The 25,256-nt window shown below is 64.5% G+C and carries 24 protein-coding genes; 12 read left to right on the forward strand and 12 right to left on the reverse strand.

Translation table 11 applies throughout. The features are described 5' to 3' along the window. Positions 1 to 47 precede the first annotated feature (47 nt). The 3 genes from pdxA to BDD21_RS09645 are packed head-to-tail and all read right to left on the reverse strand — an operon-like array spanning position 48 to position 5,003. On the reverse strand, positions 48 to 1,061 hold the full coding sequence (pdxA, locus tag BDD21_RS09635; RefSeq protein WP_120796997.1) for a 4-hydroxythreonine-4-phosphate dehydrogenase PdxA: 1,014 nt from the start codon (positions 1,059 to 1,061) through the stop codon (positions 48 to 50). After that, the gene (locus BDD21_RS09640) at positions 1,058 to 2,413 is read right to left on the reverse strand and encodes a peptidylprolyl isomerase (RefSeq protein ID WP_120796998.1); all 1,356 of its coding nucleotides are present in this window, start codon (positions 2,411 to 2,413) and stop codon (positions 1,058 to 1,060) included. Before BDD21_RS09640 ends, pdxA begins: the two co-directional genes overlap by 4 nt. Then, positions 2,394 to 5,003 carry an LPS assembly protein LptD gene (locus BDD21_RS09645; RefSeq protein WP_120796999.1) on the reverse strand — a complete coding sequence of 870 codons (2,610 nt, stop codon included), beginning with the start codon at positions 5,001 to 5,003 and terminating at the stop codon, positions 2,394 to 2,396. The genes BDD21_RS09640 and BDD21_RS09645 overlap by 20 nt, the downstream gene beginning before the upstream one ends. A gap of 190 nt (positions 5,004 to 5,193) precedes the next feature. Between BDD21_RS09645 and BDD21_RS09650 the strand changes: the two genes are divergently transcribed. Continuing rightward, positions 5,194 to 6,189 carry an aminoglycoside phosphotransferase family protein gene (locus tag BDD21_RS09650; protein ID WP_211335020.1) on the forward strand — a complete coding sequence of 332 codons (996 nt, stop codon included), beginning with the start codon at positions 5,194 to 5,196 and terminating at the stop codon, positions 6,187 to 6,189. A 50-nt stretch (positions 6,190 to 6,239) separates the two neighbouring features. On the opposite strand, the gene BDD21_RS09655 is transcribed toward BDD21_RS09650, so the two are convergent. Next, positions 6,240 to 7,367, reverse strand: coding sequence for a trypsin-like peptidase domain-containing protein (locus tag BDD21_RS09655; RefSeq protein WP_120797000.1), 1,128 nt, complete (start codon positions 7,365 to 7,367; stop codon positions 6,240 to 6,242). A 92-nt stretch (positions 7,368 to 7,459) separates the two neighbouring features. On the opposite strand from BDD21_RS09655, the gene BDD21_RS09660 reads away from it, so the two are divergent. The 6 genes from BDD21_RS09660 (at position 7,460) to BDD21_RS09685 (ending at position 12,335) form a co-directional block, all read left to right on the forward strand. Next, on the forward strand, positions 7,460 to 8,212 hold the full coding sequence (locus BDD21_RS09660) for a Nif3-like dinuclear metal center hexameric protein (RefSeq protein WP_120797001.1): 753 nt from the start codon (positions 7,460 to 7,462) through the stop codon (positions 8,210 to 8,212). A gap of 179 nt (positions 8,213 to 8,391) precedes the next feature. Next, positions 8,392 to 8,985: a ubiquinol-cytochrome c reductase iron-sulfur subunit gene (gene petA, locus BDD21_RS09665; protein ID WP_120797002.1), complete on the forward strand. Its 594-nt coding sequence runs from the start codon at positions 8,392 to 8,394 to the stop codon at positions 8,983 to 8,985. After that, entirely contained in the window at positions 8,985 to 10,229 is a 1,245-nt protein-coding gene (locus tag BDD21_RS09670) for a cytochrome b (RefSeq protein ID WP_120797003.1), read from the forward strand. Before petA ends, BDD21_RS09670 begins: the two co-directional genes overlap by 1 nt. Then, positions 10,226 to 10,954 (forward strand): cytochrome c1, encoded by a 729-nt coding sequence (locus BDD21_RS09675; protein WP_120797004.1) that lies wholly within the window; start codon positions 10,226 to 10,228, stop codon positions 10,952 to 10,954. The genes BDD21_RS09670 and BDD21_RS09675 overlap by 4 nt, the downstream gene beginning before the upstream one ends. 245 nt (positions 10,955 to 11,199) lie before the next feature. Beyond that, on the forward strand, positions 11,200 to 11,805 hold the full coding sequence (locus BDD21_RS09680) for a glutathione S-transferase N-terminal domain-containing protein (protein ID WP_245969498.1): 606 nt from the start codon (positions 11,200 to 11,202) through the stop codon (positions 11,803 to 11,805). A gap of 11 nt (positions 11,806 to 11,816) precedes the next feature. Beyond that, positions 11,817 to 12,335 (forward strand): ClpXP protease specificity-enhancing factor, encoded by a 519-nt coding sequence (locus BDD21_RS09685; protein ID WP_120799839.1) that lies wholly within the window; start codon positions 11,817 to 11,819, stop codon positions 12,333 to 12,335. Positions 12,336 to 12,617: 282 nt separating this feature from the next. Here the strand turns inward: BDD21_RS09685 and BDD21_RS09690 are convergent, their stop codons facing one another. Continuing rightward, on the reverse strand, positions 12,618 to 12,932 hold the full coding sequence (locus tag BDD21_RS09690) for a DUF3301 domain-containing protein (protein WP_120797006.1): 315 nt from the start codon (positions 12,930 to 12,932) through the stop codon (positions 12,618 to 12,620). 97 nt (positions 12,933 to 13,029) lie between these two features. On the opposite strand from BDD21_RS09690, the gene BDD21_RS09695 reads away from it, so the two are divergent. Both BDD21_RS09695 and BDD21_RS09700 read left to right on the forward strand, forming a co-directional pair. Next, positions 13,030 to 13,452 (forward strand): hypothetical protein, encoded by a 423-nt coding sequence (locus BDD21_RS09695; RefSeq protein ID WP_120797007.1) that lies wholly within the window; start codon positions 13,030 to 13,032, stop codon positions 13,450 to 13,452. A 186-nt stretch (positions 13,453 to 13,638) separates the two neighbouring features. Continuing rightward, positions 13,639 to 13,965, forward strand: a complete 327-nt coding sequence (locus tag BDD21_RS09700) for a DMT family transporter (protein WP_120797008.1) — start codon at positions 13,639 to 13,641, stop codon at positions 13,963 to 13,965. A gap of 112 nt (positions 13,966 to 14,077) precedes the next feature. Here the strand turns inward: BDD21_RS09700 and BDD21_RS09705 are convergent, their stop codons facing one another. Both BDD21_RS09705 and BDD21_RS09710 read right to left on the reverse strand, forming a co-directional pair. Then, positions 14,078 to 15,148, reverse strand: a complete 1,071-nt coding sequence (locus BDD21_RS09705) for an AI-2E family transporter (protein ID WP_120797009.1) — start codon at positions 15,146 to 15,148, stop codon at positions 14,078 to 14,080. Between the two features lie 8 nt (positions 15,149 to 15,156). Further along, on the reverse strand, positions 15,157 to 15,573 hold the full coding sequence (locus tag BDD21_RS09710) for a hypothetical protein (protein ID WP_245969500.1): 417 nt from the start codon (positions 15,571 to 15,573) through the stop codon (positions 15,157 to 15,159). A 221-nt stretch (positions 15,574 to 15,794) separates the two neighbouring features. Between BDD21_RS09710 and BDD21_RS09715 the strand changes: the two genes are divergently transcribed. Beyond that, complete coding sequence (locus BDD21_RS09715) at positions 15,795 to 17,000, forward strand: TraB/GumN family protein (protein WP_120797010.1); 1,206 nt, start codon at positions 15,795 to 15,797, stop codon at positions 16,998 to 17,000. A 38-nt stretch (positions 17,001 to 17,038) separates the two neighbouring features. Here the strand turns inward: BDD21_RS09715 and BDD21_RS09720 are convergent, their stop codons facing one another. Both BDD21_RS09720 and BDD21_RS09725 read right to left on the reverse strand, forming a co-directional pair. Continuing rightward, positions 17,039 to 17,632 (reverse strand): YqiA/YcfP family alpha/beta fold hydrolase, encoded by a 594-nt coding sequence (locus BDD21_RS09720; RefSeq protein ID WP_120797011.1) that lies wholly within the window; start codon positions 17,630 to 17,632, stop codon positions 17,039 to 17,041. Between the two features lie 35 nt (positions 17,633 to 17,667). Next, entirely contained in the window at positions 17,668 to 18,660 is a 993-nt protein-coding gene (locus BDD21_RS09725) for a hypothetical protein (protein WP_120797012.1), read from the reverse strand. 289 nt (positions 18,661 to 18,949) lie between these two features. On the opposite strand from BDD21_RS09725, the gene BDD21_RS09730 reads away from it, so the two are divergent. Together BDD21_RS09730 and BDD21_RS29020 are read left to right on the forward strand one after the other, a co-directional pair. Continuing rightward, positions 18,950 to 19,714: a spermidine synthase gene (locus BDD21_RS09730; protein ID WP_342769597.1), complete on the forward strand. Its 765-nt coding sequence runs from the start codon at positions 18,950 to 18,952 to the stop codon at positions 19,712 to 19,714. A gap of 218 nt (positions 19,715 to 19,932) precedes the next feature. Beyond that, the gene (locus BDD21_RS29020) at positions 19,933 to 20,067 is read left to right on the forward strand and encodes a hypothetical protein (RefSeq protein ID WP_281269148.1); all 135 of its coding nucleotides are present in this window, start codon (positions 19,933 to 19,935) and stop codon (positions 20,065 to 20,067) included. Positions 20,068 to 20,165: 98 nt separating this feature from the next. Here the strand turns inward: BDD21_RS29020 and BDD21_RS09735 are convergent, their stop codons facing one another. The 3 genes from BDD21_RS09735 to acnD all read right to left on the reverse strand — a co-directional run bounded on the left by BDD21_RS09735 (position 20,166) and on the right by acnD (position 25,210). Then, the gene (locus BDD21_RS09735; protein ID WP_245969502.1) at positions 20,166 to 20,906 is read right to left on the reverse strand and encodes a sulfite exporter TauE/SafE family protein; all 741 of its coding nucleotides are present in this window, start codon (positions 20,904 to 20,906) and stop codon (positions 20,166 to 20,168) included. A gap of 300 nt (positions 20,907 to 21,206) precedes the next feature. Continuing rightward, complete coding sequence (gene prpF / locus BDD21_RS09740) at positions 21,207 to 22,400, reverse strand: 2-methylaconitate cis-trans isomerase PrpF (protein ID WP_120797015.1); 1,194 nt, start codon at positions 22,398 to 22,400, stop codon at positions 21,207 to 21,209. 203 nt (positions 22,401 to 22,603) lie between these two features. After that, positions 22,604 to 25,210, reverse strand: coding sequence for a Fe/S-dependent 2-methylisocitrate dehydratase AcnD (gene acnD, locus BDD21_RS09750; protein ID WP_120797016.1), 2,607 nt, complete (start codon positions 25,208 to 25,210; stop codon positions 22,604 to 22,606). Positions 25,211 to 25,256: the final 46 nt, after the last annotated feature.

Consider the following 25,256-nt stretch of genomic DNA (forward strand, 5'->3'; position numbering starts at 1 on the left):
GGGTGTCGACCGTCGTTGGTTGTCGTGCTTCCTCTCGTCAGCACTGACTACGCAGGTCGGTTGACGTTGCTCGGAGTCGTTTGACAAGGCGCTCTAGTCAAAAATTGGGCCATGCCGACAGCAGCCCTCATGCTCCCGAGATCCGCCCGATCTGTCCCGGCCAAGTCCAGCGCCGTTCCGTGATCCACCGAGGTGCGGATGATCGGCAGGCCGAGTGTGATGTTCACCGCCTGACCGAATCCCAGGTGCTTGAGCACCGGCAGACCCTGATCGTGATACATCGCCAAGACCGCGTCGGCGCCGGCGAGCTTGTCGGGAACGAAGGCGGTGTCCGCCGGCAAAGGCCCGATCAGCTGCCATCCCAATGCCCGAAGCGTGTTCAGGACGGGCTCGATCACCTCGATCTCCTCGCGTCCCAGGTGACCGCCTTCACCCGCGTGCGGGTTCAGCCCGCAGACCAGGATACGCGGCTCGGGGATCGCGAATCGGCTTGAGAGGTCCCGGTGGAGGATCCGGATAACCTCGGTCAGGTGCTCGCGGGTGATGGCGTCACTCACATCGCGCAGCGGCAAGTGTGTCGTGACCAAGGCCACGCGCAGGCCGGGCGTGGCGAGCATCATGACCGGCTCGGCGCCGCAGCGCTCGGCGAGAAACTCGGTGTGACCGGTGAAGGGTAGGCCGGCGTCGTTGATGACGCCCTTGTGCACCGGTCCCGTGACCAGGGCCGTGAAGCTGCCGTCCAGGCAGGCGTCGCAGGCGATGCGCAAGGTGTCGAGGACGTAAGGTGCATTGGCGGTGTTCAGACGGCCCGGGGTGACCGGCTGCCGCAAGGCGACCGGCAGGACGGCGAGGTGTCCGGCCTGTGCCGATTGAGCCGGGGGGGCCGCATCACCGGACTCGAAAGGGTCGATCTGCAGCGGAAGCCCGAGCCGTTGCGCCCGCTCGGCCAGGAGATCCGGGTCCGCGATTGCGACCATCGGCGTGTCCGACGGTTCCTGCGCCAGGCGCACGAGCAGATCCGGTCCGATCCCGGCGGGCTCGCCGGGCGTGACCGCGATCACAGTTGTGCATCCTGCTCGAGTCGGATCTCCACATAGGCCTCGTCGCGCAGCTGACGCAGCCACTCCTCGGTCGCCTCCTCGGCCTTGCGGCGCTGCAGCGCCTCGCGCGCCTTGAGCCGCATGAACTCGCCCTCTTGGTCCTGGTTGCGTCGCTCGATCACCTGCACGATATGCCAGCCGAAGGGGCTCTGGAACGGCTGACTGACCCCGTTCGGAGGCAGGGCGTTCATGGCCTCCTCGAAGTCCGGCACGGTGTCGCCGGGATTGACCCAGCCCAGATCGCCGCCCTTCAGGGCGGAGCCCGTGTCGTCGGAATTCGAGCGGGCGAGGGCCGCGAAGTCTTCCCCGCCGACGATGCGCATGCGCAGCTGTTCGAGACGCCGTTTCGCGTCGTCGTCGGAGACCAGCTCGTTGGTGCGGACCAGGATGTGGCGTGCGTTGGTCTGTACGACAGCGGCCGATGTCGCGGCCTTGATCTCGGTGAGCTTGATGATGTGATAACCGCTGGGGCTGCTTAGGGGGTCGCTGATCTCGCCTTCGGCCATGGTGAAGGCGAGCTCGCTGACCAGGCTCGGCACCGCGCCCATCTCGAACCAGCCCAGATCGCCGCCCTGCAGGGCGTTGCGCCCGTCGGACTCGGCGGCGGCGACCTTGGCGAAATCCTCGCCGCCGCGCAGCCGCGTGACCAGGCGGGCGGCCTTGGACTCGGCGGCTTGGACCTGCGCCGGGGTCGCATTCTCCGGCAGGGCGATCAGGATGTGCTGCAGCCGGACCTGCTCGCGCTCGACGAGGCGGCTCGACTCGCGCTCGAGAAAGCGGTCGATCTCCTGGTCGGTGATCTGGATCTTGTTGACCACCTCCTGGTTTTGGAGACGGCTGGTGACGATCTGGGAGCGGGTGTCTTCGCGGAAATCGGCGAAGCGAATCCCTCCGGCTTCGAGCGTGGCCTGCAGCTCTTCGAGACTCAGACCGTTGCGCTGGGCGATGTTGGTCAGGGCCTCGTTGAGTGTGGCCTCCTCGACCTGGATCCCCAGGTCGCGAGCGCGCTGGTCTTGCAGGCGTTTGAGGATGAGTCGGTCGAGCACCTGTTTTTCGAGCTGGGAGCGCGGCGGCGGGGTGGTGCCCGCCCTCTGCATCTGGGGCAGGATCAGGTCGATCTCGGTGTTGAGCTCGCTGCGCACGACGACGTCGTCGTTGACGATCGCAACGATGGCGTCCAGCTCTTGGATGGACGTCTGGCTCGACGCCGGCGCCGATGCGATCAGCAGGCACGCGAGGAGTGAGCCGACGGCGACACGACGGCGATAGGCTTGCGCCCTGTCATATCGGCGGCTAGTCCGTGTGATAACCATAGATGCCTCGTTCCAGGAGTTTGTCGATCTGATTTCCGAATGAGCCGAGTCCGGCAAGCTCGACCTGCAGCATCAGGCTGGTGTTGCCGCTGTCGTTGCCGGTTTGAAGATGTTGGCCGAGCACCCGCAGGCGCCAGCAGCAGCGGCCGAACTCGATACCGGCAAAGGCCTCGACCGTTTCGTCGTAGAGCATCGAGTAGAGCCAGCGTCCGACGAGCTTCACCTGTGGACCGATCGGCACCTGCAGCGAGATGTCGGTGTCCTCGTAGCGCAGATCGGGCTGGTCGCCGTAGTTGAAGCGGTAGGCGAGGTTCAGCCGACTGTCCTCGCTCGGCGCATATCTCAGTTGCAGGACCCGTTTCTCCCAAGGTGCCTCGGTGTCGTTGGGGTTCCATTGCAGGCTCGCCCGTGCGCTCCAATCGTCGCTGATCCGGGCGGCGAATTCACCGGCGACGGAGGATTGAACATCGTCCTCGATCGAGTTGCCGGTCAACTGGACGCGACGATCCTCGAAGAAATAGATCTGACCGACACTCGCCCGAAAAAGCTCCTGTCCGGTCTGATTGGCGATGGTGCGCGAGGTCAGGCCGAGGGTCAGCCGGTTCTCGTCGCCGATGCGGTCGTAACCCGTGAAGCGGTTCGGGCGAAACAGGCTGGCGAAGGAGAAGTCCAGCGGAGTGGTGTCGAACAAGGGTGCGTTGGACTGGTTCTCGAAGGAGGTCAGCACATAGTAGATCCGCGGCTCCAGGGTCTGGAGTGTCGGTGTGCCGAACCAGGCGGTATCGCGCTCGAAGACGAGGGTGCCGTCCAGGTCGAAGCTCGGGATCGCGTAGGATTGGCGCGCCGGCAGCCCCGGGGTTTGGTCGGTCAGATCGTAGCCGGCGTAGTAAAGACGCGCGCGCGGCAGGATCTGCCCGAAGCTGCGCCGCAGCGGGATGCGCAGGGTCGGAACCGCGACCAGGCGATTGCCGTGGACGCGGCTGCCGTGGTCGAAGAAGTCGTACTGCCCGGTGAGGCTGTACTCGATCAGGTCGTTCCAGCGTTGCGGAAAATAGTCCAGCTCGACGTGCGGCATCTGTCCGTAAGGGCGATTCGCGGGCGGGATCGCGGCGTCGATGGTCTGAAACTGCTGCACGCGCGTGAGTGCACGCCAGCCCTCGCCGGCATAGTAGATGTCGCCGCGCTGAACGAGGTTGCGCAGGCTCGTGGCGTCCAGGCGATTGCCGAAGTCCTGCAGATATTGGTCATCCGAGACCGATGCAAAATCGATTGCGCTCGCCCAGCGCGGGCCGAGCCGCCCCGTTTGCTCGATCCGCAACGCCCCGCGTGTGCCGAGTTCGGTGGCACGACGGTCCTCGGGCAGGACCTCCGCGTTGATCTCCACCTGCTGGAAGCGATCGAGGTAGCGCAGCTCGGTGCCCATCATCAGGCCGCGTGTGCTCATGATGCGCGGGGTGATGGTCGCGTCGATGTTCGGGGCGATGTTCCAGTAGTAGGGGATGCTGACGTCGGTGCCGGTGGTGTTGGACGAGCCGAAGCTCGGAATCAGAAAGCCGCTGCGGCGCCGATCGTCGATCGGGAAGAAGATGTAGGGTGTGTAGAGCACCGGGATCTTGCCGATACGGATGCGGGCGTGATGGGCGTAGCCCATGCCGCTTTCCTGATCGAGCTTGAGATCGCGCGCCTTGATCGACCAATCCGCATTGCCGGGCGGGCAGGTGGTGTAGGTGATGTTGCGATACCGGCTTTGCTGCTCGGAGAGGATCTCGGCCTCCTCGGCGGTGCCGAGCAGATTCGCGCTGCCCGAGAGCCGATAGCGCGCCGTGCCGATCGTACCCTGGCGGGTCAGGACATTGTAATCCGCTTTGTCCCCTTGGATGCGCAGTCCAGGCGTTTCGAGGAAGACATCTCCGCTCGCGTCGAGCCGACCGCTGCGCCGGTCGTAGGTCGACAGATCGGCGACCAGACGTTGATCGGCCTGAACGACATCGACGCCGCCTCTTAACTGAATCACCTCGGTATTGCGGTCGTAGTCGACGCGATCGGCGATGATCTCGACCGGAATGCCTTCCGTGCCCGTCGGGGCCGCGGGGCCGGTGAACCCGGCCGCGCCGGAGCGTGGTCCACAAAACTCCCAGGGGAGATCGGCGTGCAGTCGCGGATCCCAGGCATCCGGCAACTCGAGTGCGCGCGGTGCGAATTCGACGGCCGGAGCATCTGTTTTCGGGTCTAGGGGAGACACGAGCAGGGGCAGGGCGTCATCCGAGTCGCCCCGCGGATCGTGGCGATCGAGCTCCTGCAGCACGCCGCCCTGTGGATCCGGAATCAGAGGTTGCAGCGGCGGCAGGGTAACGGGGGCGGCGATGGTCGCGGCGCTCGCCGTCGGCGTACGCGGGTCTGCGATCCCGATATCGGTCGGACCATCGCGCGGGCCATCGGGGTGAGCGACCGGATCGCCGGTCGGGTCGGGGGCCGGGCTCGGGCGTGCGGCGGTCTGCGATGCGCCGGTCGTCTCGACCGTCGGGCGGTCGTCGGCTCCCGCGGTCGCGGCGACGGCACAGAGGATGATGGCCAGTGAAACGAGGCGCACGTTGGATGTCAGGTCGACTCAAGCCGGCGGCGGTCCAAGGTCGGGGTCTCGGATCGGTGGACGGGTTCGCATGAACCTGCAACCATGGCACATCTGTAGAAGCTCAGCAATCTTGAACCTGTCGCGGGCCGGTCGGTCCGCGTCGCCGACGCGTCTGATCGGGGTGTCCGTGTCTGATCGATATGAGTCTATGCGCCGCTGGGCGGCGGGGATCTTGGGGTCGGATAACTTCGCGCTCGCGCCTGCCTCGTCGGACGCGAGTTTTCGTCGCTATTGGCGGCTCTTTCATGGCGGCACCACGCGGGTGCTGATGGATGCGCCCCCGGAACTCGAGGACTGCGGACGCTTCGCCGATCTGTCGCGACGGTTTCGCGCGGTCGGGCTCAACACGCCCGAGATCCATGCGGAGGATCGCGCCCATGGTTTTCTCATGCTCACCGATTTCGGTGAGCGGGTGTATCTGGGCGAGCTGACCGAGGACACGGCCGAGCGCCTCTACGGCGACGCGCTGGGCGCTTTGGCGATCATCCAGGCGCGCGGCCCGACGGATGGCCTGCCGAGCTACGACGATGCCTTTTTGCGCCGGGAGCTGGGTCTGTTTCGCGAGTGGTTTCTGACGTCGTTGCCGGGCCTCGTGCTCTCGCCGGAAGAATCCGCCGCGCTCGCGCGGGTGGAGGATCGGCTCGTGGCGAGCGCCCTGGAGCAGCCGCGGGTCTGCGTTCATCGCGACTATCACTCGCGCAATCTGATGCTGACCGATGCGGGCAACCCCGGTATCCTGGATTTTCAAGACGCTGTGCTGGGGCCTGTCACCTACGATCTGGTCTCGCTGCTGCGCGACTGCTACATCGCATGGCCGGTCGAGCGCGTCACCGATTGGGCCTCGGGCTATTTCCATCTCGCCCGTGAACGCGGTGTATTTCACGAGGACGATCTCGGGCGCTTTCTGCGCTGGCTCGATCTCATGGGCGTGCAGCGGCACCTGAAGGCCTGCGGGATCTTCGCGCGGTTGCATCGACGCGACGGCAAACCGCACTATCTCGCCGACATACCGCGAACCCTCGGCTATGTGCGCGAGGTGTCGGGCCGTTATTCCGAGCTTGACGGTTTGTCGTGGTTATTGGATGCGCGTGTGCTGCCGTTGTTGGACGACCTGGTCGCGACGGGATCGAACGCCGAGGGCTGAGGTTTGCCTGAGCGGAGCCTGCTCGCAAGGCAGGTGTCGTCGCCGCCCGATTACTCCGCCTGCGGAGGACGGGTGTCGGTGGTGGCGCGTGTGAGGATGCGCTCGCTGCCGCGCCAGACCTCCAGGCTCAAGGCGGTATGCGGGCCGGCGCCGGCGACCGCGTCGAGCAGATCCTGCACCGTGGCGACGTCCCGGTCGTCGATTCGGGTCACCACGTCGCCAGGGCGTAGACCGGCCTGCGCCGCCGGACTGTCGCGAAGGGTGGAGGCGACCAGCACTCCGCGCGCCGAGCGCAACCCGAACGACTCGGCCAGCTCCGGGGTCACGCTGCGCCCGCTCAGACCGATCCATCCGCGCGTGACCTGACCCTGCGAGACGAGCGCGTGCGCCACCTCGATCGCGATCTCGGCCGGGATGGCGAAACCGACCCCCTGCGCCGTTCCGGTCTCGGTGAAGATGGCGGTGTTGATGCCGATGAGCTCGCCCTGTGCGTTCACGAGTGCGCCGCCCGAATTGCCCGGATTGATGGCGGCATCGGTTTGGATGAAGCTCTCGATGCTCGTGATGCCCAGCTCGCCGCGCCCGGTCGCGCCGATGATTCCCATGGTGGCGGTCTGGCCGACCCCGAACGGATTGCCGATCGCCAGCGCCAGGTCGCCGACGCGCAGGGCGCGGGAGTCTCCGATCGGCGCCGTGGGCAGCCCCTGCGCGTCGGCCTTGAGCACGGCGAGGTCGGTATCCGCATCGACCCCGATGAGCGTGAGCGCAAGCGAGCGCCCGTCGGCAAGCACCGCGCGGATGCGATCGGCGTCCTGCACGACATGGCGGTTGGTCAGGATGAGCCCGTCGGGCGACAGGATCACCCCCGAGCCCAGTCCGGTGCGGGAGGCGGCTGCCCCGGGCGGTGCGTGGTGGAGTCCCGGATAGGTCGGCAAGGTCGATCGCGGCGGCCCGAGTTCGGTCTGTGTCGCGAAGATGCTCACGACGGCCGGCGCGACGCGCGACACCGCCCGAGCAAAGGTCGGCAGGTCGTCGCGCAGATTCGCCGCCGTGCCCGCGGTGTCGTGCTGCGCCACCGGGTCCGATCCCGGCGGGGCCAGCAAGAGCGTCACGGCCGAGCCCGAGGCCCCGCCGACGAGGGCCGTGATCAGAAGGGTGGTTGGACCTATCTTGAGCATGCGATTAATCTAAGCGGCCGCGGGGGTCTCCGCGGGGATCTCCGGCGATGGAGCCGAGGGATCGGCTGTTTGTCCGAGCGCGATTCTAAACCATGGTCGATCCTTACGCATTGGTCGCTTACTGCGATCGTTTTCTCGCCGCCGGTGATTTCGATGACTACGCGCCGAACGGCTTGCAGCTCGAAGGCGAGCGTCCGATTACGCGCTTGGCCAGCGGCGTGACGGCGAGCGAAGCATTGATCGAGGCCGCGATTGCATGGGGTGCGGACGCGATTCTGGTCCACCACGGGTGGTTTTGGAAGAACGAGGCGCCCTGTCTCGTCGGGATGAAGGGGCGGCGCGCAAGGCGATTATTCAAGGCCGGAACCAGCCTGATCGCGTATCATCTCCCGCTCGACGCGCATCCGCAGGTGGGCAACAACGCCGCCTTGGCTGCGCACCTCGGGTGGGTCGATGCCGAGCCCGTGGCGGATCGCCGAGGGGTCTTGTGGTCGGGGCGTTTGAACTTCGGGTGCTCGCCGGAGGTCTTCGCTGCTCGGGTCTCGGAGCGCTTGGGGCGCCCTGCGACCCTGATCGCCGCGGGCCGAGAGCGGATCGAGCGGATCGCTTGGTGTACAGGCGGCGGCCAAGGATACATCGAGCAGGCGGCCGCGCTCGGCGTCGATGCCTATGTGAGCGGAGAGATCTCGGAGCAGACGACCCACGCGGCGCGCGAGCTCGGGGTCGCCTTCATCGCGGCCGGACATCATGCGACCGAGCGCTATGGGGTTCAGGCCCTGGGTGCGCACCTTGCCGATCGGTTCGGGCTGGAGCATTGCTTCATCGAGATCGACAATCCGGCCTAGTCCGATCATCCGCTCGGGGTTCGGCCGCTTTGCCTTGACCGATCCGACCGGAATACAAGACAATGCCCGGTCGATTTTGTAGAGAATCGGCATATTCTGATCTTCATTTCATGACCATGCGTGAGCCGCCAGCCGATAAGCTGTCTATGGGGCTCGCGCCAGCCGGGGGTTAGTGGCTTATGAGCGCACAAGGCGTGAACAAAACCAGGCGGCGTGTGCTTGTCGCCGCGACCAGCGTGGTCGGAGCCGTCGGAGCCGGCTTCGCCCTCGTACCATTTATTGCGTCGATGAACCCGAGCGCCAAGGCGCGTGCCGCGGGTGCGCCGGTCGAGGCCGACATCAGCCAACTGGAACCGGGCGCGATCCTGCGCGTCAAATGGCGCGGTAAACCGGTTTGGGTCGTCAGCCGCACGCCGGAGATGCTCGAGGCCTTGCCGACACTGGACGGCCAGTTGGTCGATCCGGCATCCGACTTGCCGCAGCAGCCGGAGTATTGCCAAAACGCGACGCGCTCCATCAAGGAGCAATACTTTGTCGTTATCGGGATCTGTACGCACTTGGGTTGCTCTCCGACCTTCCGGCCGGAGTTCGCCCCCGACGACATGGGAGCGGCATGGCGCGGCGGCTTCTTCTGTCCCTGCCACGGCTCCAGGTTCGACCTTGCCGGCCGGGTGTTCAAGGGTGTTCCGGCCCCTACAAATCTGGTGATTCCCGTGCATACCTACATCAATGACACCACCATCTTGGTCGGTGAGGATCGAGGAGCGGCTTGATGAGCGCAGAAAAGTCCGAGAACCTCAGCTGGATCGATAAGCGATTCCCGCTGACGGAGACCTGGAAGGCACACCTTTCCGAGTATTACGCCCCGAAGAACCTCAACTTCTGGTCGTTTTTCGGCTCGCTGGCGATCTTGACGCTGGTGATCCAGATCGTCTCCGGCCTCTGGTTGGCGATGAGCTACAAGCCGTCGGCCATGGATGCCTTCGCGTCGGTCGAATACATCATGCGCGATGTCGAGTGGGGGTGGTTGATTCGCTACATCCACTCTACGGGCGCATCCGCCTTCTTCATCGTCATCTATCTGCACATGTTCCGCGCCTTGCTGTGGGGCTCCTACCGCAAACCGCGCGAGCTGCTGTGGATCATCGGTGTCGTGATCTATCTGGCGATGATGGCGACCGCCTTCTTCGGCTATCTCCTGCCCTGGGGACAGATGTCGTTCTGGGGTGCACAGGTCATCGTGAATCTGTTCGCGGCCGTTCCCGTCGTCGGCGACGATCTTGCGGTCTGGGTCCGTGGCGACTACGTCATCTCGGATACGACGCTCAATCGCTTCTTCGCCTTCCACTTCCTCTTGCCGTTCGTGTTGGCCGCCCTGGTCTTCCTGCACATCGTTGCACTCCACCATGTCGGCTCCAACAACCCGGACGGGGTCGAGATCAAGGAAGGCCCGAAGGGTAATCGCTGGAGCGACAAGGCGCCCGCGGACGGGATCCCCTTCCATCCGTACTACACGGTGAAGGATCTGGTCGGCGTGGTCGTGTTCCTCGCGATCTTCTCGGCCATCGTCTTCTACGCACCGACCATGGGCGGACTCTTTATCGAGGCCCCGAACTTCCAGCCGGCCAACCCCTTCCAGACCCCCGAGCACATTGCTCCGGTGTGGTACTTCACGCCCTACTACGCGATGTTGCGGGCGGTGCCGCCGATGTACGGATCCCAGTTCCCCGGCGTGGTCGTGATGTTCGCGGCGATCCTGATCCTCTTCGTGTTGCCGTGGCTGGACCGCAGCAAGGTCAAGTCGATGCGCTACAAGGGGCCGATCTTCAAGGTGATGACGGGGCTGTTCGCGATCTCCTTCATCGTGTTGGCTTGGCTCGGCCTGCAACCGGTCGATCCCTTCCTGACCCTGTTGTCGCAGATCTTCACGTCCATCTACTTCGCCTACTTCCTGCTGATGCCGATCTACAGCTCGATCGACAAGACCAAGCCCGTTCCGGAGAGGGTGACCTCATGAGAAAGCTGATCATCGCCGCACTGGCGTTGCTCCTGCCCGCCGTCGGCTTCGCCGCCGGTGGCCACGTCAAGTTGGAGAAAGCCAATATCGATCTGAGCGATCAGGCTTCACTGCAGCGCGGGGCCAAGTATTTCGTCAACTACTGCATGGCCTGTCATTCACTCAGCCACATGCGTTATTCACGCATGGCGGACGATCTGGGGATCGACGACAAGGTTCTCCGCGAGAATCTGCTGTTCGGCGATGCCCAGCCGACCGATATGATGGTCAACTCGATGCGTCCTGCCGACGGCGAGGTCTGGTTCGGCACGGCGGTGCCGGATCTCACCTTGGTGACGCGCTGGCGCAGCCCGGACTGGGTCTACACTTACCTGAAGAGCTACTACGCGGATCCCACGCGGCCTTACGGCGTGAACAACGTGATCTTCCCCTTGGTGGGTATGCCTCACGTGCTCGGTGATCTGCAGGGCGTGCAGGAGGCGATCGTCGAAGAGCATGCCGGACACGAGCCGACCATCGCCGGCGTGAAGCTGGCGCAACCCGGAAGTCTGGCCCCCGAGCAATACGACACCATGGTGCGAGACATCACCGCGTTCCTCACCTACGCGGGTGAGCCGAGCCAAATGGAACGGCGCCGGATGGGGATCTATGTCCTGCTGTTCCTCGGCCTCTTCTTCATCGTGGCCTTTGCGCTGAAGAAGGAATACTGGAAAGACGTCCACTAGCGGTTGTCGCGTATCGCGTCGGCCTCGATTTGCCGAGGCCGACGCCTGTTCTCTCCGTTTTGCGGGTCGAGCCGGAAGCGATTGCTTCCGGCTCGACGCTTCCGATTCACTGTTCGACAGACGAGCGCAATGCTCAAGGCAGCTGACCCGGACGGTCGGCGATATCAGTTCCTCGGGCCCGACCGGGCTTTGTCCACATGCTGGAGAAGGGAAGAATGGCTGTGGCTGCGAGTAGACGATCCGTGATGACGCTATTTTCCGATCCCACCTGTCCTTACTGCCATCGTGTTCGGATGGTGCTCGCCGAGAAGGGTATCGCAGTCGAGGTGGTTGACGTCGACGCACACGACCTTCCGGCGGAGGTGATGGACTTCAACCCCTACGGGACCGTTCCGACGCTTGTCGATCGGGATCTGCGGCTCTACGAGTCGCGCATCATCATGGAGTATCTCGACGAACGTTTCCCCCATCCCCCGCTGCTGCCCGTCGATCCCGTCTCGCGTGCGAGCGCCAGGCTGTTCATGTATCGCATCGATCGGGATTGGTACACCCTGATGGGCCGTATTCGGCTCGGGAGTCCGACCGAGGCGGAACAGGCACGCAAGGAGCTACGCGAGAGCTTGGCCGTCACAGCGCCGGTCTTCGGTGCTCATACCTTCTTCATGAACGACGAGTTCTCTCTGGTCGACTGCTGCATCGCGCCGCTCCTGTGGCGACTGCCGGTCCTGGGTATCGAGCTGCCGCCCCAGGCCGAGGCGTTGCGGGTCTATATGCGACGCATCTTTGCCTGCGATGCCTTCCGTAAGAGCCTCACCGAGGCCGAGAAGGAGATGATCGCGGACCTGTCCTGATGGAGGGCCCGATGGAGAGCGAGACCGACACCATGACATCGACGAAGCCTTATCTGATCCGGGCGATCTACGAGTGGATCCTGGACAACGATATGACGCCGCATTTGGTGGTGGATGTCCGTTATCCCGGGGTGCAGGCTCCGAAGGAGTTCGTCGAGGAGGAGCGTCTGGTGCTCAACCTGTCCCCGAGCGCGGTGCGCGCGCTGGTCCTGGGAAACGAGCAGATCGAGTTCAACGCGCGTTTCGGCGGCGTGGCTCGGGATGTTTACTTCCCCGTGGAAGCGGTGCTGGGCATCTTCACGCGCGAGAACGGCCAGGGGATGGTTTTCCCCGAGCTGGCCTATCCGCTTCCCGGCGAGCCCGAGGCCGAGCCGGACTCCACTGCACACGTCGAGCAGAAGCGAAGCAAGCCACGATCGGTCGGTTCGCCTCGGGGTATCCAGAGTCCCCAAGGCCCCCAAAATCCCAAAGCCCCTTCAGGTAAAGGAAAAGGGAAGGGCGGTGGTCCGACGCTGAAGGTCGTCAAGTAAGGTCCGAGCGAGGCCGAGCCATTCCAACAAATGATGCATCCCGCACTGGACGGGGTTTAACGTGATTTCCGGGAGTAATCATCCCGACAGCGAGTGCCTGGAAGGCATCGAGTCTCCGATGCCGTCAGTCTCGAGCAAACCGTCGCAGAATTTGTCGTTGTCGTGTGCGTCCGGAATCCGATGACGACAACGACAACGACAACGACAACGACAACGACAACGAGTAGAGCCTTCGGCCACTTTTCCTGGTTGCGGCTCTGCCGGTAGATCCTTTTCCGGAAATCAGGCGTCCTGCGCCTGCGTCGGTAACCCGAAGCTCAGATCCTCGAGGGTCATTCCCCGCATCACCAGATAACCGCTGCGGCGTCCGACGCCTTCTTCGCTGAAATCGAAACGATAGACGCGGCGCATCCTCAAGCCTTCCGAACGCCAGGCCAGGCCAAGTCGTCGCATGGCGACCGTTTGATCCAGAAACTGCAGATCCCGTTGACGGCAGGCGGTCTTGCAGATCTCGGTCGCGATCTCCCGCGCGCGCATGGTGTCGAGCCAGAACCAGCCGAGCAAGAGCAGAAAAAAGACGGCGAGCAGATTGCTCATTCAAACAGCTCCTCAAGTGTAACGGGCGCAATGCGGCGAAAACTCACGTGTGCTCGGTATATAATATCGGCCCTTCGACAACAACGGAGTGACCGAGATGAAGAGACGTATTTTGTCGGCCCTTATCGTGTCATGTACCGCGCTGGGTCTTGCCGCTTGCGGCCAGGACCAAGCTCCGGTCGAGGAGGCCGCCGCGCCGCCCGCGGAAGAGGCGAGAGTGCTCGACCAAGCGGTCGATGCGGCGAAGGATGCCTCGGATCGTGCCGGTGAGGTTGCGGCCGAAACCAAGGATGCGGCCTCGGAAGCTGCGGATGCGGCGATGGAGCGGGCCGAGGCGGTGCGTGACCAAGCCGAGCAGGAAGCCAAGGCAATGATCGAGCAGGTCAAGAGCTTCCTGGCGGAGGATAAGGAGGAGATGGCGCGCGAGTCGATGGACAAGCTGTCTGCCATGAAGGAGTCAGTCTCCGACGCCGTGCGTGCCGAGATCGAGCGTCTGGAGGCCATGTTCTCCGACGCCTAAGGAACCGACGCGTCGCCCCGTCCGGGCCCGCCCTCCCGCGCAGGGCGGGCGGTGTCCCGGGCTCTCGTTGTCGCGGGTACGCCGCATCGGTCGGCCGCCGCGTCCCGCGCGGATCGTTTTATTCACCGTCACTCGAGGCTCGGCGATCGCTGCACCGTCGCGAGGCGATGTCGGTTGGGATCGCTTATGGCTTGGCTCTATCTCGTCGTCGCCGGTATCTTCGAGTGGGGTTGGCCCGTCGGCCTGAAGCTCGGGATGACGGACGCCGGCCTGCGCTGGGGCTGGATCGGATTCGCCGTCTTCTGCATGGTGGCGAGCGGCGCCTGCTTGCTCGTCGCGCAGAAGAGTATTCCCATGGGCACGGCCTACGCGGTTTGGACGGGTATCGGCGCCGTCGGGGCCTTTGCCATCGGAATCGTCCTCTTCGCCGAGCCGGCCACCCTGCTGCGCTTTCTCTTCGTAGGCATGATCGTGCTCGGCATCGTCGGGTTGAAGCTGGTCTCCGGGCCTTAAACCGCGCTCAGCGCGGTATGCGATGTCTTTAGGATGGGATCGGCCCCGGCAGACTTGACGACCATTGGAGCCGGTGCAGTTTAAGACATTCCGCGAATCCGGCGCCGCTCCATCATCGCTCGAGAGGTCCGGTCGGGCGGTCTCGATGCGGCTCTCTGATCTCCGGCCCCAGCATGACGGCGATCGGACGTGTCTGCGGGTTGGCGTCCAGCGCGATCTTCAGCGACATGGTGAGAGGCACGGACAGAAACATGCCGACCGGTCCCAGAACCCATCCCCAGAACACCAACGAGACAAAGACCACCAAGGTGGAGAGGCCGAGTCCGTAGCCCATGATTTTCGGCTCGAGGATGCTTCCGACCAGGGTGTTCACCACAATATAGCCGAGGGCAACGAGGACGGCGCTCTGCAGGTCGATCTGGACGAGCGCGAGCAGGACCGCCGGAATCGCGGCCAGGATGGAGCCGATCGTGGGGACGAAGTTCAACAAAAAGGCGATTAAGGCCCAAAGCACGGCATAGTCCACCCCGAGGATCGTCAGCCACGCCCAGATCACGACGCCGGTCCCCGCGCTGGTTAAGGTCTTGATCCCCATATAGCGGTTGATGCTGTCGAGGACGATATGCATCCGTTGCGTGGAGGTTTCGGGCGAGACGAGCGCGGCCCGCAGCTTGGCCGGCAGCCCGGCGGCCTCGAGCAGGATGAAGACCACGGTGAGCAGGATGAGAAAGGCGTTCGCGAGCACGCCGCTGAGTCCGGATACCAGGTCTCCCGCCAGCCCCAAGACGCGCGCGGGATCGATATAGGTTTGCAGGGCCTCGCGCGAGGTATGCAGGCCGACGCCGTCGAGCCATCGCGCGAGGTCGTCCACGAGGAGCTTGAGGCGTTCCTGGTACTCCGGGAGGCTCTCCTGGAAGCCGTCGAGCGATCCCGCGACCAGGATGGCGAGAACGCTGCCGAGACCGCTGATCGCCAGGACCACCAGCAGCATCGCGGCCCAGTTGGGCGCACCGCGACGGCGCAGTTCGCGCAGCGGTGGTGTTGCGATGACGGCGATGAAGACCGCGAGCAGAAATGGCGTGATCAGGGATGATGCCGCCCGCATGCCCGCAACAACGACGATGAAGGCCGCTGCGGCAACCAGGAAGCGCGTGGCGGGTCCGAGGCCGGGATTGGAGACCATGAGCCGCGCTAGCGGGTCGCTCGGCGCGTTCCGGCCGGTTCGAACCGGGGTAGACCCGATTGCAGCCACCAGGTGTTGGTCACTGCGTCCCACCGCCAGACCTGTCGGTCGGTCAGCTGCTTGACGACCTGGGCGTCCTCGAATAAATAGTCGATGACGACGACCTGATTGGCGCTCTCGTCGGCTTGGATGACCGGCGGCTGGGTGACGTCGTAGCCGGTCACGCGCAGCTCGTCGAAGATCTCCGGGAGCGCCTCGGTTTTGCGTTGATCCGGATGCAGGAAACCGAGCGCCGTCTCGTAATAGCCCCAGCGCAGGGCGGACTGATAGCCGCTGGTGGCGGCCTGGAGTGCGACGGCCCGACGGTCCTTCTCCACAACCGCGCAGCCGGCGCCCGAGAGGCTGGTCAGGAGCAGGGCAAACATCGGCACGACGCTCCAGCGCGTGATGTGCCCGGGCGCTTGCGGCCGGTGCCGTGAACCTTTCGGTGGAGCCATCGTGCCCTCGAAGTTCGATCTCATGTGCGTGTGCATCATCCCGGGATGATAAGCCAAGCCCCGGGGCGCGACCAACGTCGGGGCACGCCTCGCGATCTGCGGTATCATTCCTGGCCGAATGTTCTACCCCTAGCCGGTCCTCAATAGCGATGCCTGAATCCATCGAGCCGAAACGCGAGATCGTCGTTGCCGATGTGCGGCTCACGCTTCTCGGAACCGCCCACGTCTCGCGCGCCAGCGAGGAAGAGGTCCGCGCCCTGCTGCAGAGCGGTGTGTACGACGCGGTGGCCGTGGAGCTGTGTCCCAGTCGCTTCGGTGCCTTGATGGATCCCAAGTCGCTGTCGGAGATGGACCTCTTTTCGGTCATCCGCCAGCGGCGCGTCTACATGGTGGTTGCCAATCTCGCCTTGTCGGCCTATCAGCAACGTCTGGCGGATCAGTTCGGCATCGAGCCCGGTGCCGAGCAGCGCACGGCGGTGCGCGTCGCTAAAGAGTTGGGTCTGCCGGTCCTGCTGATCGATCGGGAGATCGGCGTCACCCTGAAACGCATCTCGGCCAATCTCAGCTGGTGGAAACGCTACACCCTCTTCACGGGGCTCTTGGCCGCCATGCTGACCTCGGAGAAGGTCAGCGAGGAGGAGATCGAGCGGCTCAAGGAGGGTGACGTCCTGGAGACGACATTTGCCGAGTTTGCCCATGATCGGCGGGATCTGTTCGTCCCCCTGATCGAGGAGCGCGACCGTTACATGGCCGCAAAGCTGCGCAGCGAGCCTGCGCGGGCGGGCGTGAAGCGTGTCTTGGCCGTCGTGGGTGCCGGGCACCTGAAGGGTATCGCCGAGGCGTTGGAGAAGGAGGCCGCCGCCCCCTCCGCGATCACGCGGGCGCTCGAGGAGGTCCCCCCGCCGAGCCGTTGGCCGCGCATCCTGTCGTGGGGTCTGGTCGTGTTGATCTTGAGCGGCTTTGCCTTCGGCTTTTCACAGAGCACCAGCTTGGGGTGGGGACTGGTCGCGGCCTGGGTCGTCATCAACGGGGGTCTTTCCGCCTTGGGTGCCTTGCTGGCCGGCGGACACCCCTTGACAGTGGTGGCTGCGTTTCTCGCTGCGCCGCTGACATCGCTGAACCCGACCATCGGTGCCGGGATGGTGACGGGTGCAGTCGAGCTTTCGATGCGCAAGCCCAGGGTATCGGATTTCGGCCGGCTGCGTCTCGATGTCGCGACCTTGCGCGGCTGGTGGCACAACCGTGTCGCCCGCGTCTTTCTGGTGTTTCTCTTCAGTACCCTCGGCTCCGGGATCGGCACCTACGTCGCCGGCTTTCATATCGTGGATCAGTTGTTTCGCGTCGGCGTCCCCTGACGTCTCGCCTGCCGATCACGCAGGCGCGCCGGCTGAAATCAGGGGTCGGTCCGGTCGAGGCCGTCAAGGTGGGCTCGGATCGTCTCGATCGCCTCGTCGAGATGCTGAAACGCATGATCTCCGCCCTCCCAGATCATAAGACGGCCGCACGCGGCATAGATGCGCTCGGCGATGCGCGAATCGATGACCTCGTCGCCGCGCTCCAGGAACAGGGTGCTCGGCGTGCCGTCGCAGGGATCAGCGACGCCGTAGGGTCGGGTGCTCTCGATCAGGTCTTCGCTGACTCGATACTGCTCGCCCTCCGCCGTGGTCATGGTCTCGCCGATGTGTTCTCGGAAAAGATTCCAGGGCGTGAGTGCCGGATTGATCATGTACAGATGCGAGAACCGAAACCGGCGGGCCAGGTATTGGCCGTAGAAGCCGCCCATAGAGCTCCCGACCACGGTGGGCTCGATGCACTCGTGCTGCTCGCGAAACGTGGCGAAAAAGTCCGATAAAACGGCGACGGCATCCGCCGGGCGGTGCGCCGGGTAGTCGAGGGCGACGACCGGATGCGGGGCCAAGCGCTCGCGAAGGCGATTGGCCTTGAAGGATCGGCTCGAGCTGTTGAGTCCGTGGATATAAACGAGCATGTTGTCGGTGTCTTCGCAGCGCCGCGTGAACGGCGTCAGGGCGCTCGCTCTTGAGCCTCGAGCCGCTCTTCTTGGCATGAGGCGGGCAGGAGGCGACTGGTCTCGGCGTCGGTCAGGCCCGCGGGAGGACCGAAAAACGTCACGCGAAACACAAGGCAGCGATCGATAAACTCGCGCGTGCTTTTGGGCATCGGCACCCGTGCGCGTACGATGGAACCGATGAGCTCGGTTCCGTCACGCAAGAGTGCGACAGCGTCCATCGCCTCGCGCGTGGCTGTGGCGCTCGCGTCGCAGGGCAGCACCGGGGCCATTCGGCCGAGTCGATCCATCGCGACCGCGAAGGTCGGCCAGACATCGAAAATCGCCGGGTCGGTGCGCAGGATCTCGCACTTGCGTTTGGCTGCGTCGGCCAACGCGTCGATCTTCGGATCGATATCGGTCATCTGGCGACTGCCCGCAAAGGTGTCCTTCAGGACTGTTGCGATGCGATCGATGTCGCGCATGGTCATGGCGATCTTCAGGTAACGGCTGTCGTAGAAGTCCTCGATCGTCATGGAAAACGCCTTGAACGGCTCGCCCCAGAGCTCGTCGATCCCCTCGTCTCCGCTGCGATGCCGAACCAGCTTTCCGAGTTCCAATGCTTGTAGCAGGCAATCTCCGCACTCACGCATCAGGCTGTTGTCGGCGCCGATCTCCACCCCGGCGGCTTGCAGATCGACGAGACAGGTGAAAATATCCGCGGCACGGTTGAAGAGCGCACCGGCCAGCATGGCCCCGTTGACCCGCTTGCGCTCCGGATCGGTTTCCGAGGTATAGGCCAGGCGTGCCTCGTCGAGCCGCGAACCCGGGATGTTGATGCCGTGCTCGACATGATTGAACAGGCGTCGGGTGAGCGCTTGGATCAGGCGACGTTTGGTCTCGAGCGTATCGCCGGGCGGCTTATAGGACTTGATCCAGTAGCCGTCGTAAAACACGCGCTCCTCGTCGAGGATGATGCGTCGCCTGCCGTTCTCGGGTTGTGTGGGCATGCCTGGGTCGGGATCCTGGGCGGGTGAGTGGAGTCATACCGGTTTTCCGCGGGGCGTGCAATCGTGATCCTCGATCCGGCGTTTTCGGGCCGCGATCGCTGGCCCTTGTCGTTTCGGCGTTTCGGCAGCCTCCCTATGACCTCGAGCAGCGCTGGACTATAGTGGCGTTCTTGGCCGCACACGCAATGGCCGTCATGGATCCCGGTGTCGTCCGGCAGGTCGCCCCGCATGATGGACCCCGCGTGATTTTAAGAAGAATACCGAGCCGGTTTACCGAGGGGACATCCGCGTGAAGGACACGATTGCATCCATGATTACGACACTCTTTGTATGGGGTCTCGCGGGGGCGCTGTTCGGAGCATTGTTCGGCGGTCTGTACCAGGTCCTCTCTGTTCTCGGCCTCGCGGGTTGGCAGCCTTTGGTGATCGCGGCGGCAGCAGCGGCCATGACGACATCGGCTTTTTACAGCGCCATGCCTGTCGCACTCATGGGTGCCATGGCGGGTATCTTGGCGTCCATCGGGTATTTGATCGTCAGCGGACAGAGTGTCGAACTCCTTTGGATCGCCGGGACGGCGGGTGCGGGCGGGATCCTTGCGGGCCTGTTCTATGCCTGGATGATCACCGGCGGAGGCCGGCCGCTCGCCGAGACGCTGACGGGACTGATTGCCGGTATTTTGGCCGGCGGTATCATGGCGTTCGTATTCGCTTCGCTCGGCATCCGGTTCAGCATGTTCGTCCTGTCGGCAGGCGTCGTGGCCTTGGTCGGGACCTTCTTCCAGGTCTCCGAGCGCTGGCTGGTCGCGCGCAGCGCCCGCTGGTTTCCGTCGGTCTTGTCGGCGCCCGTGGTCGCCGGACTCATCGCGGCCGTGGTCGGGGCCAGCGTTTGGATCGTCGGCGGTACGACCTCGACGATGTTGAGCAGCAATGCGCAGGATTCAGCAAATCAGATCCTCGGCGCTGTCCCGTCCGGGTTCCTCGGCGGAATGCTCGGAGGTGCCGTGACGGGCGTGATGTTGCAGATCCTCGGTTTTCGGCCCGAGCAGCCGCACTGAGTTGCGTTGCGGTGGCGACTAAACCGCGCCGGCTCCAGCGGTCGTCGAGTCTGCCGAGACCGATCCCACCCAAAAATATCGCATACTGCGCTGGTCGCGGTTTAGGTCGATCGGAAAGGTTTAAATCCATATGTTTTTTGTGATAATGCGCATGCAGCCTCATGCAGGAACGGGTTGTGTGGTTTTAACTTTCCATCAATGATGCTGGAGGAGACCAGATGTTCGCCGTTATCATCGCACTGGCAATCGGTATCGTGATCGGCTGGAATTGGCAGCAGCCCCCGTGGGCCAAGGACATTCAAGACCGTATCGTCGGCACGTTCCAGTCGTTTACACATAAGGGGCCTAAGTAACTCGCCGCGCGGCTCCGATCCGGCACCGGTCTCGGCCAAGGACGACAGCGCCTTAGGCATCGATGCCTTAGGCCTGTCGTTCGCCGGTGCCGTCGGCGTCAGACGGAGTCGAGAATCAGCACAATGGCGATTGCCCAAAGCGCCCGGTTCAACCAACGCCGATAGGTCCCCTGATCGAGTCGGCGGCGCACCCGAATACCGATCCACAACACAGCCAAAACGGCGGGCAGTGCCAGCAACGCCAGCTGGATGATGGTTGGATCCAGTGCGTCCTGCAGGGCGAATCCGGTCAATTGACCGCTCTTGCTGGTGATGAAGCTCAGGTTGAAGGTCGCGACCATCAGACCCGGATGCATCCGGGTGTAGAGCGCGAAGGCGACCACGATGGGCGAGAAGACGTTCACCACCCCGGCCAAGAGACCCATCCCCAATCCCAACAGCGCCAGCCCCCAGTGCGGGATCCGATGCTCGGGTCCATCGCCGCGCTTGCGCTGCAGGATCAAGAAGACGATCAACACTACGGCCAGCAGCAGACGGAAGGGTTCCGGGTCGACGCTCAGCAGGATCCGCGTGCCGATCAGGCTGCCCACGGCCGTGAAGACCGGGATGGGCCAGAAGCGGCGGAGCGCTTCCAGCCAACGGCGCTCTGTGGCGATGCTGACCAGGTTGATGGCGATGGTCGGGATGAGTGTCAGGAGCACGGCCGCGCGCATGTCCATGATGAGCACGAGCAGCGGCGTGGCGACCAGCGGGAACCCGAACCCGAAGGCGCCGTGCACGAAGGCCGAGATCAGCAGGATCCCGATCGCCAACAGATCGATCAATGCGAATGTATCCAAGATTCCGATCCTCTCCCGCGGTCTCCGCCTTGGCGTGCCGCTGAAATCCGGTTGCCTGGTGTCCCGGGCAAAAAAAGCCCGGCGGGTGCCGGGCGAATCGTCTCATGAGAGACGAGGAGGACATCGGTGTCGGGCGTCCTTGAGGCGCTGGAGCAGCCTGCGCCCCTCTCCCGCGAGGGGAGAGAGGAGTAAATAGATCGTTTTTAGAAATACCCGATACGCGCCGGTGTTTCAGCCTTCCGGTCGCTAAATTACCGGTCAAGAATTCTGTTCTAACCACTCACCACTCACCACTAACCACTAAAAAACGTCTCCGGGCACACGCACCCAGCCTTCCATCAGCACCCGGGCGCTGCGGCTCATGATGGCCTTGGTCACGGTCCAGTCGCCATTGACCCGGGTGGCTTCCGCGCCGACGCGCAGGGAGCCCGAGGGATGGCCGAAGCGCACCGCCGTACGCTCCCCGCCGCCGGCGGCCAGGTTAACCAGTGTGCCGGGGATGGCGGCGGCGGTGCCGATCGCCACCGCTGCCGTGCCCATCATGGCGTGGTGCAGCTTGCCCATGGAGAGTGCGCGTACGCACAGATCGATGTCGCCTGCGACGACTTGCTTACCGCTGGAGGAGACGTAGTCTGCGGGTGGTGCAACGAAGGCGACCTTGGGCGTGTGCTGACGGGTCGCCGCCTCGGCGACATCCTTGATGAGGCCCATCCGCAGCGCGCCATAGGCACGGATCGTCTCGAACATCCTCAAGGCATCGGCATTGCTGTTGATGGCGTCCTGCAGCTCGGTGCCGGTGTAGCCGATGGCCGCCGCATTGACGAATACGGTCGGGATGCCGGCATTGATCATGGTGGCCTCGAGCGTACCGAGGCCGGGGACCTCGAGGTCGTCGACCAGGTTGCCGGTGGGGAACATCGAGCCGCCGCCCTCGCCATCGCCTTCGTCGGCCGGGTCCAGGAACTCCAACTGCACCTCGGCGGCGGGGAAGGTCACGCCGTCGAGCTCGAAATCACCTGTCTCCTGCACGGCGCCGTCGGTCATGGGCACGTGCGCGATGATGGTCTTGCCGATGTTGGCCTGCCAGACGCGCACCCTCGCCATGCCGTCCTTCGGCAGCCGGCCGGCATCGACCAGTCCGGCGCTGATGGCGAAGGAGCCGACCGCTGCGGAGAGGTTTCCGCAGTTGCCGCTCCAGTCGACGAAGGCCGTGTCGATGGACACCTGGCCGAAGAGATAATCGACGTCGTGATCGGGCTTGTTGCTCTTGGACAGGATGACCGTCTTGCTCGTGCTCGAGGTCGCCCCGCCCATGCCGTCGATCTGCTTGCCGTAGGGGTCCGGGCTGCCGATGACACGCAGCAGCAGGGCATCGCGCGCTGCCCCCGCCACTTGTGCGGCCGCGGGCAGGTCTTGCAGGCGGAAGAACACGCCCTTGCTGGTGCCGCCGCGCATGTAGGTGGCGGGGATGCGGATCTGGGGTAGATGGGACATTCGATGGATCTCTGAGATTGCTCGATTCACTCCCCTCTCCCCTCGTGGGAGAGGGGTCGGGGGAGAGGGGGAGCAGGCAACTCCAGCGTCTTCAGGATGCTTGACAACACCGCATGGTTTGGCGCAGGGTCTTGGCGAATTGGCGTTGGTCCACTCTCACCCCCTCGCCCCAACCCCTCTCCCGCGGGGGAGAGGGGCTTTTTTCAGGCCACCTTGCGGGATTCCAGGAAGTCTTGGGCGAAGCGCTGCAGCACCCCGCCCGCCTCGTAGATCGCCAGCTCTTCCGCGGTATCGATGCGACAGGTGACCGGCACCTCCACACGTTCGCCGTTCTTGCGCGTGATCACCAGGGTCAGGGTGGCGCGCGGCGTGCGCTCGCCGACGACGTCGTAGGTTTCGCTGCCGTCGATCCCAAGCGTCTTGCGGTCGACGCCCGGTTTGAACTCCAGCGGCAGCACGCCCATGCCGACCAGGTTGGTGCGGTGGATGCGCTCGAAGCCCTCGGCGACGATCGCCTCCACACCGGCCAGACGGACACCCTTGGCGGCCCAGTCGCGGGACGAGCCTTGCCCATAGTCGGCACCGGCGATGATGATCAGCGGCTGCTTGCGTCCCATGTAGGTCTCGATCGCCTCCCACATGCGCATGACCTCGCCGTCCGGCTCAACACGGGTCAGCGAGCCCTTCTTGACCTGGCCATCCACCACGGCCATCTCGTTGACCAGTTGCGGGTTGGCGAAGGTGGCGCGCTGGGCGGTCAAGTGGTCGCCGCGGTGCGTGGCGTAGGAGTTAAAGTCCTCCTCCGGCAGACCCATCTTGGCCAGATACTCGCCTGCCGCGCTGTCGGCCATGATGGCGTTCGACGGGGACAGATGATCGGTGGTGATGTTGTCCGGCAGGACCGCCAGCGGACGCATGCCCTTCAGTGTCCGCTCGCCGGCCAGCGCGCCCTCCCAATACGGCGGACGGCGGATGTAGGTGCTCTGCGGACGCCAGTCGTAAAGCGGGCTTTTGGCCTCCTGCACGATGCCCAGATCGAACATCGGCAGATAGACCTGCTTGAACTGCTCCGGCTTCACGCAGGCCGCGACGATGGCGTCGATCTCCTCGTCGCTCGGCCACAGGTCTTTGAGAGTGATGGCGTTGCCCTCCGGGTCATGGCCGAGCGCATCCTGCTCGATGTCGAACCGCACGGTACCGGCGATGGCGTAGGCCACCACCAGCGGCGGCGAGGCCAGGAAGGCCTGCTTGGCATAGGGATGGATACGGCCGTCGAAGTTGCGGTTGCCCGACAGCACGGCGGTGGCGAAGAGGTCGCGGTCGATGATCTCCTGTTGGATCTTCGGGTCCAGGGCACCGGACATCCCGTTGCAGGTGGTGCAGGCGTAGCCGACGATGCCGAATCCGAGCTGTTCCATCTCAGCCAGTAGACCGGCCTCTTCCAGATACAGCTTGGCGACCTTGGAGCCCGGCGCAAAAGACGTCTTCACCCAGGGCTTGCGCGTCAGGCCGAGTGCGTTGGCCTTCTTGGCGACCAGGCCGGCGGCGACGACGTTGCGCGGGTTGCTGGTGTTGGTGCAACTGGTGATGGCGGCGATGATGACCGCGCCGTCCGGCATCAGGCCGTCCTTCTCTTCGGCCAGCGCCTTGTCCAGATCCACCGCGATGCCGCGCTCGTGCAGTGCACTGGTCGGCAGCCGACGATGGGGGTTGGACGGGCCGGCCATGTTGCGCACGACGGTGGACAGGTCGAACTCCAGCACGCGCTCGTATTCGGCGGTGACCAGCGCATCGGCCCACAGGCCGGCGGTCTTGGCATAGGTCTCGACCAGCGCGACCTGCTCGGGCTCGCGGCCGGTCAGGGTGAGATAGTCGATGGTCTGCCGGTCGATATAGAACATCGACGCGGTGGCCCCGTACTCCGGACACATGTTGGAGATGGTGGCGCGGTCGCCGATCGTGAGGCTGGCGGCACCCTCGCCGAAGAACTCGACATAAGCACCCACCACGCGCTCCTTGCGCAGGAACTCGGTCAGGGCGAGCACGATGTCGGTGGCGGTGATGCCCGGCCGGCGCTTGCCGGTCAGCCGCACGCCGATGATGTCGGGCAGGCGCATCATCGAGGCGCGACCGAGCATCACGGTCTCGGCCTCCAGGCCGCCGACACCGACAGCGATCACGCCGAGCGCGTCGACGTGCGGGGTGTGGCTGTCGGTGCCCACGCAGGTATCCGGGAAGGCGACGCCGTCACGGGCCTGGATCACCGGGGACATCTTCTCCAGGTTGATCTGGTGCATGATGCCGTTGCCGGCCGGGATCACGTCGACGTTCTTGAAGGCGGTCTTGGTCCACTCGATGAAGTGGAAACGGTCTTCGTTGCGCCGGTCTTCGACGGCGCGATTCTTTTCGAAGGCGTCCGCGTCGAATCCGCCGTACTCCACGGCCAGCGAGTGATCGACGATCAACTGTGTCGGCACCACCGGGTTGACCTGCGCCGGGTCGCCGCCCTTCTCGGCGATGGCGTCGCGCAGCCCCGCCAGATCGACCAAGGCAGTCTGGCCGAGGATGTCGTGGCAGACCACCCGCGCCGGATACCAGGGGAAGTCCAGATCCTGGCGGCGCTCGATGAGCTGCCCGAGGGCATCCGCGAGATTGGCCGGGTCGCAGCGGCGCACCAGGTTCTCGGCGAGAACGCGCGAGGTGTAGGGCAGCTTGGCGTAGGCGCCGGGCTGGATGGCATCGACGGCGGCCCGGGCGTCGAAGTAGTCCAGGGCGGTTCCGGGCAGGGGCTTGCGATTGGCGCTGTTCATGATCGGTGCACTATTCTGAGAGTGAAAATGTCGTCTTCAACCGCGT

It is taken from the genome of Thiocapsa rosea, from assembly GCF_003634315.1.
GTDB classification, from domain to species: Bacteria; Pseudomonadota; Gammaproteobacteria; order Chromatiales; family Chromatiaceae; genus Thiocapsa; species Thiocapsa rosea.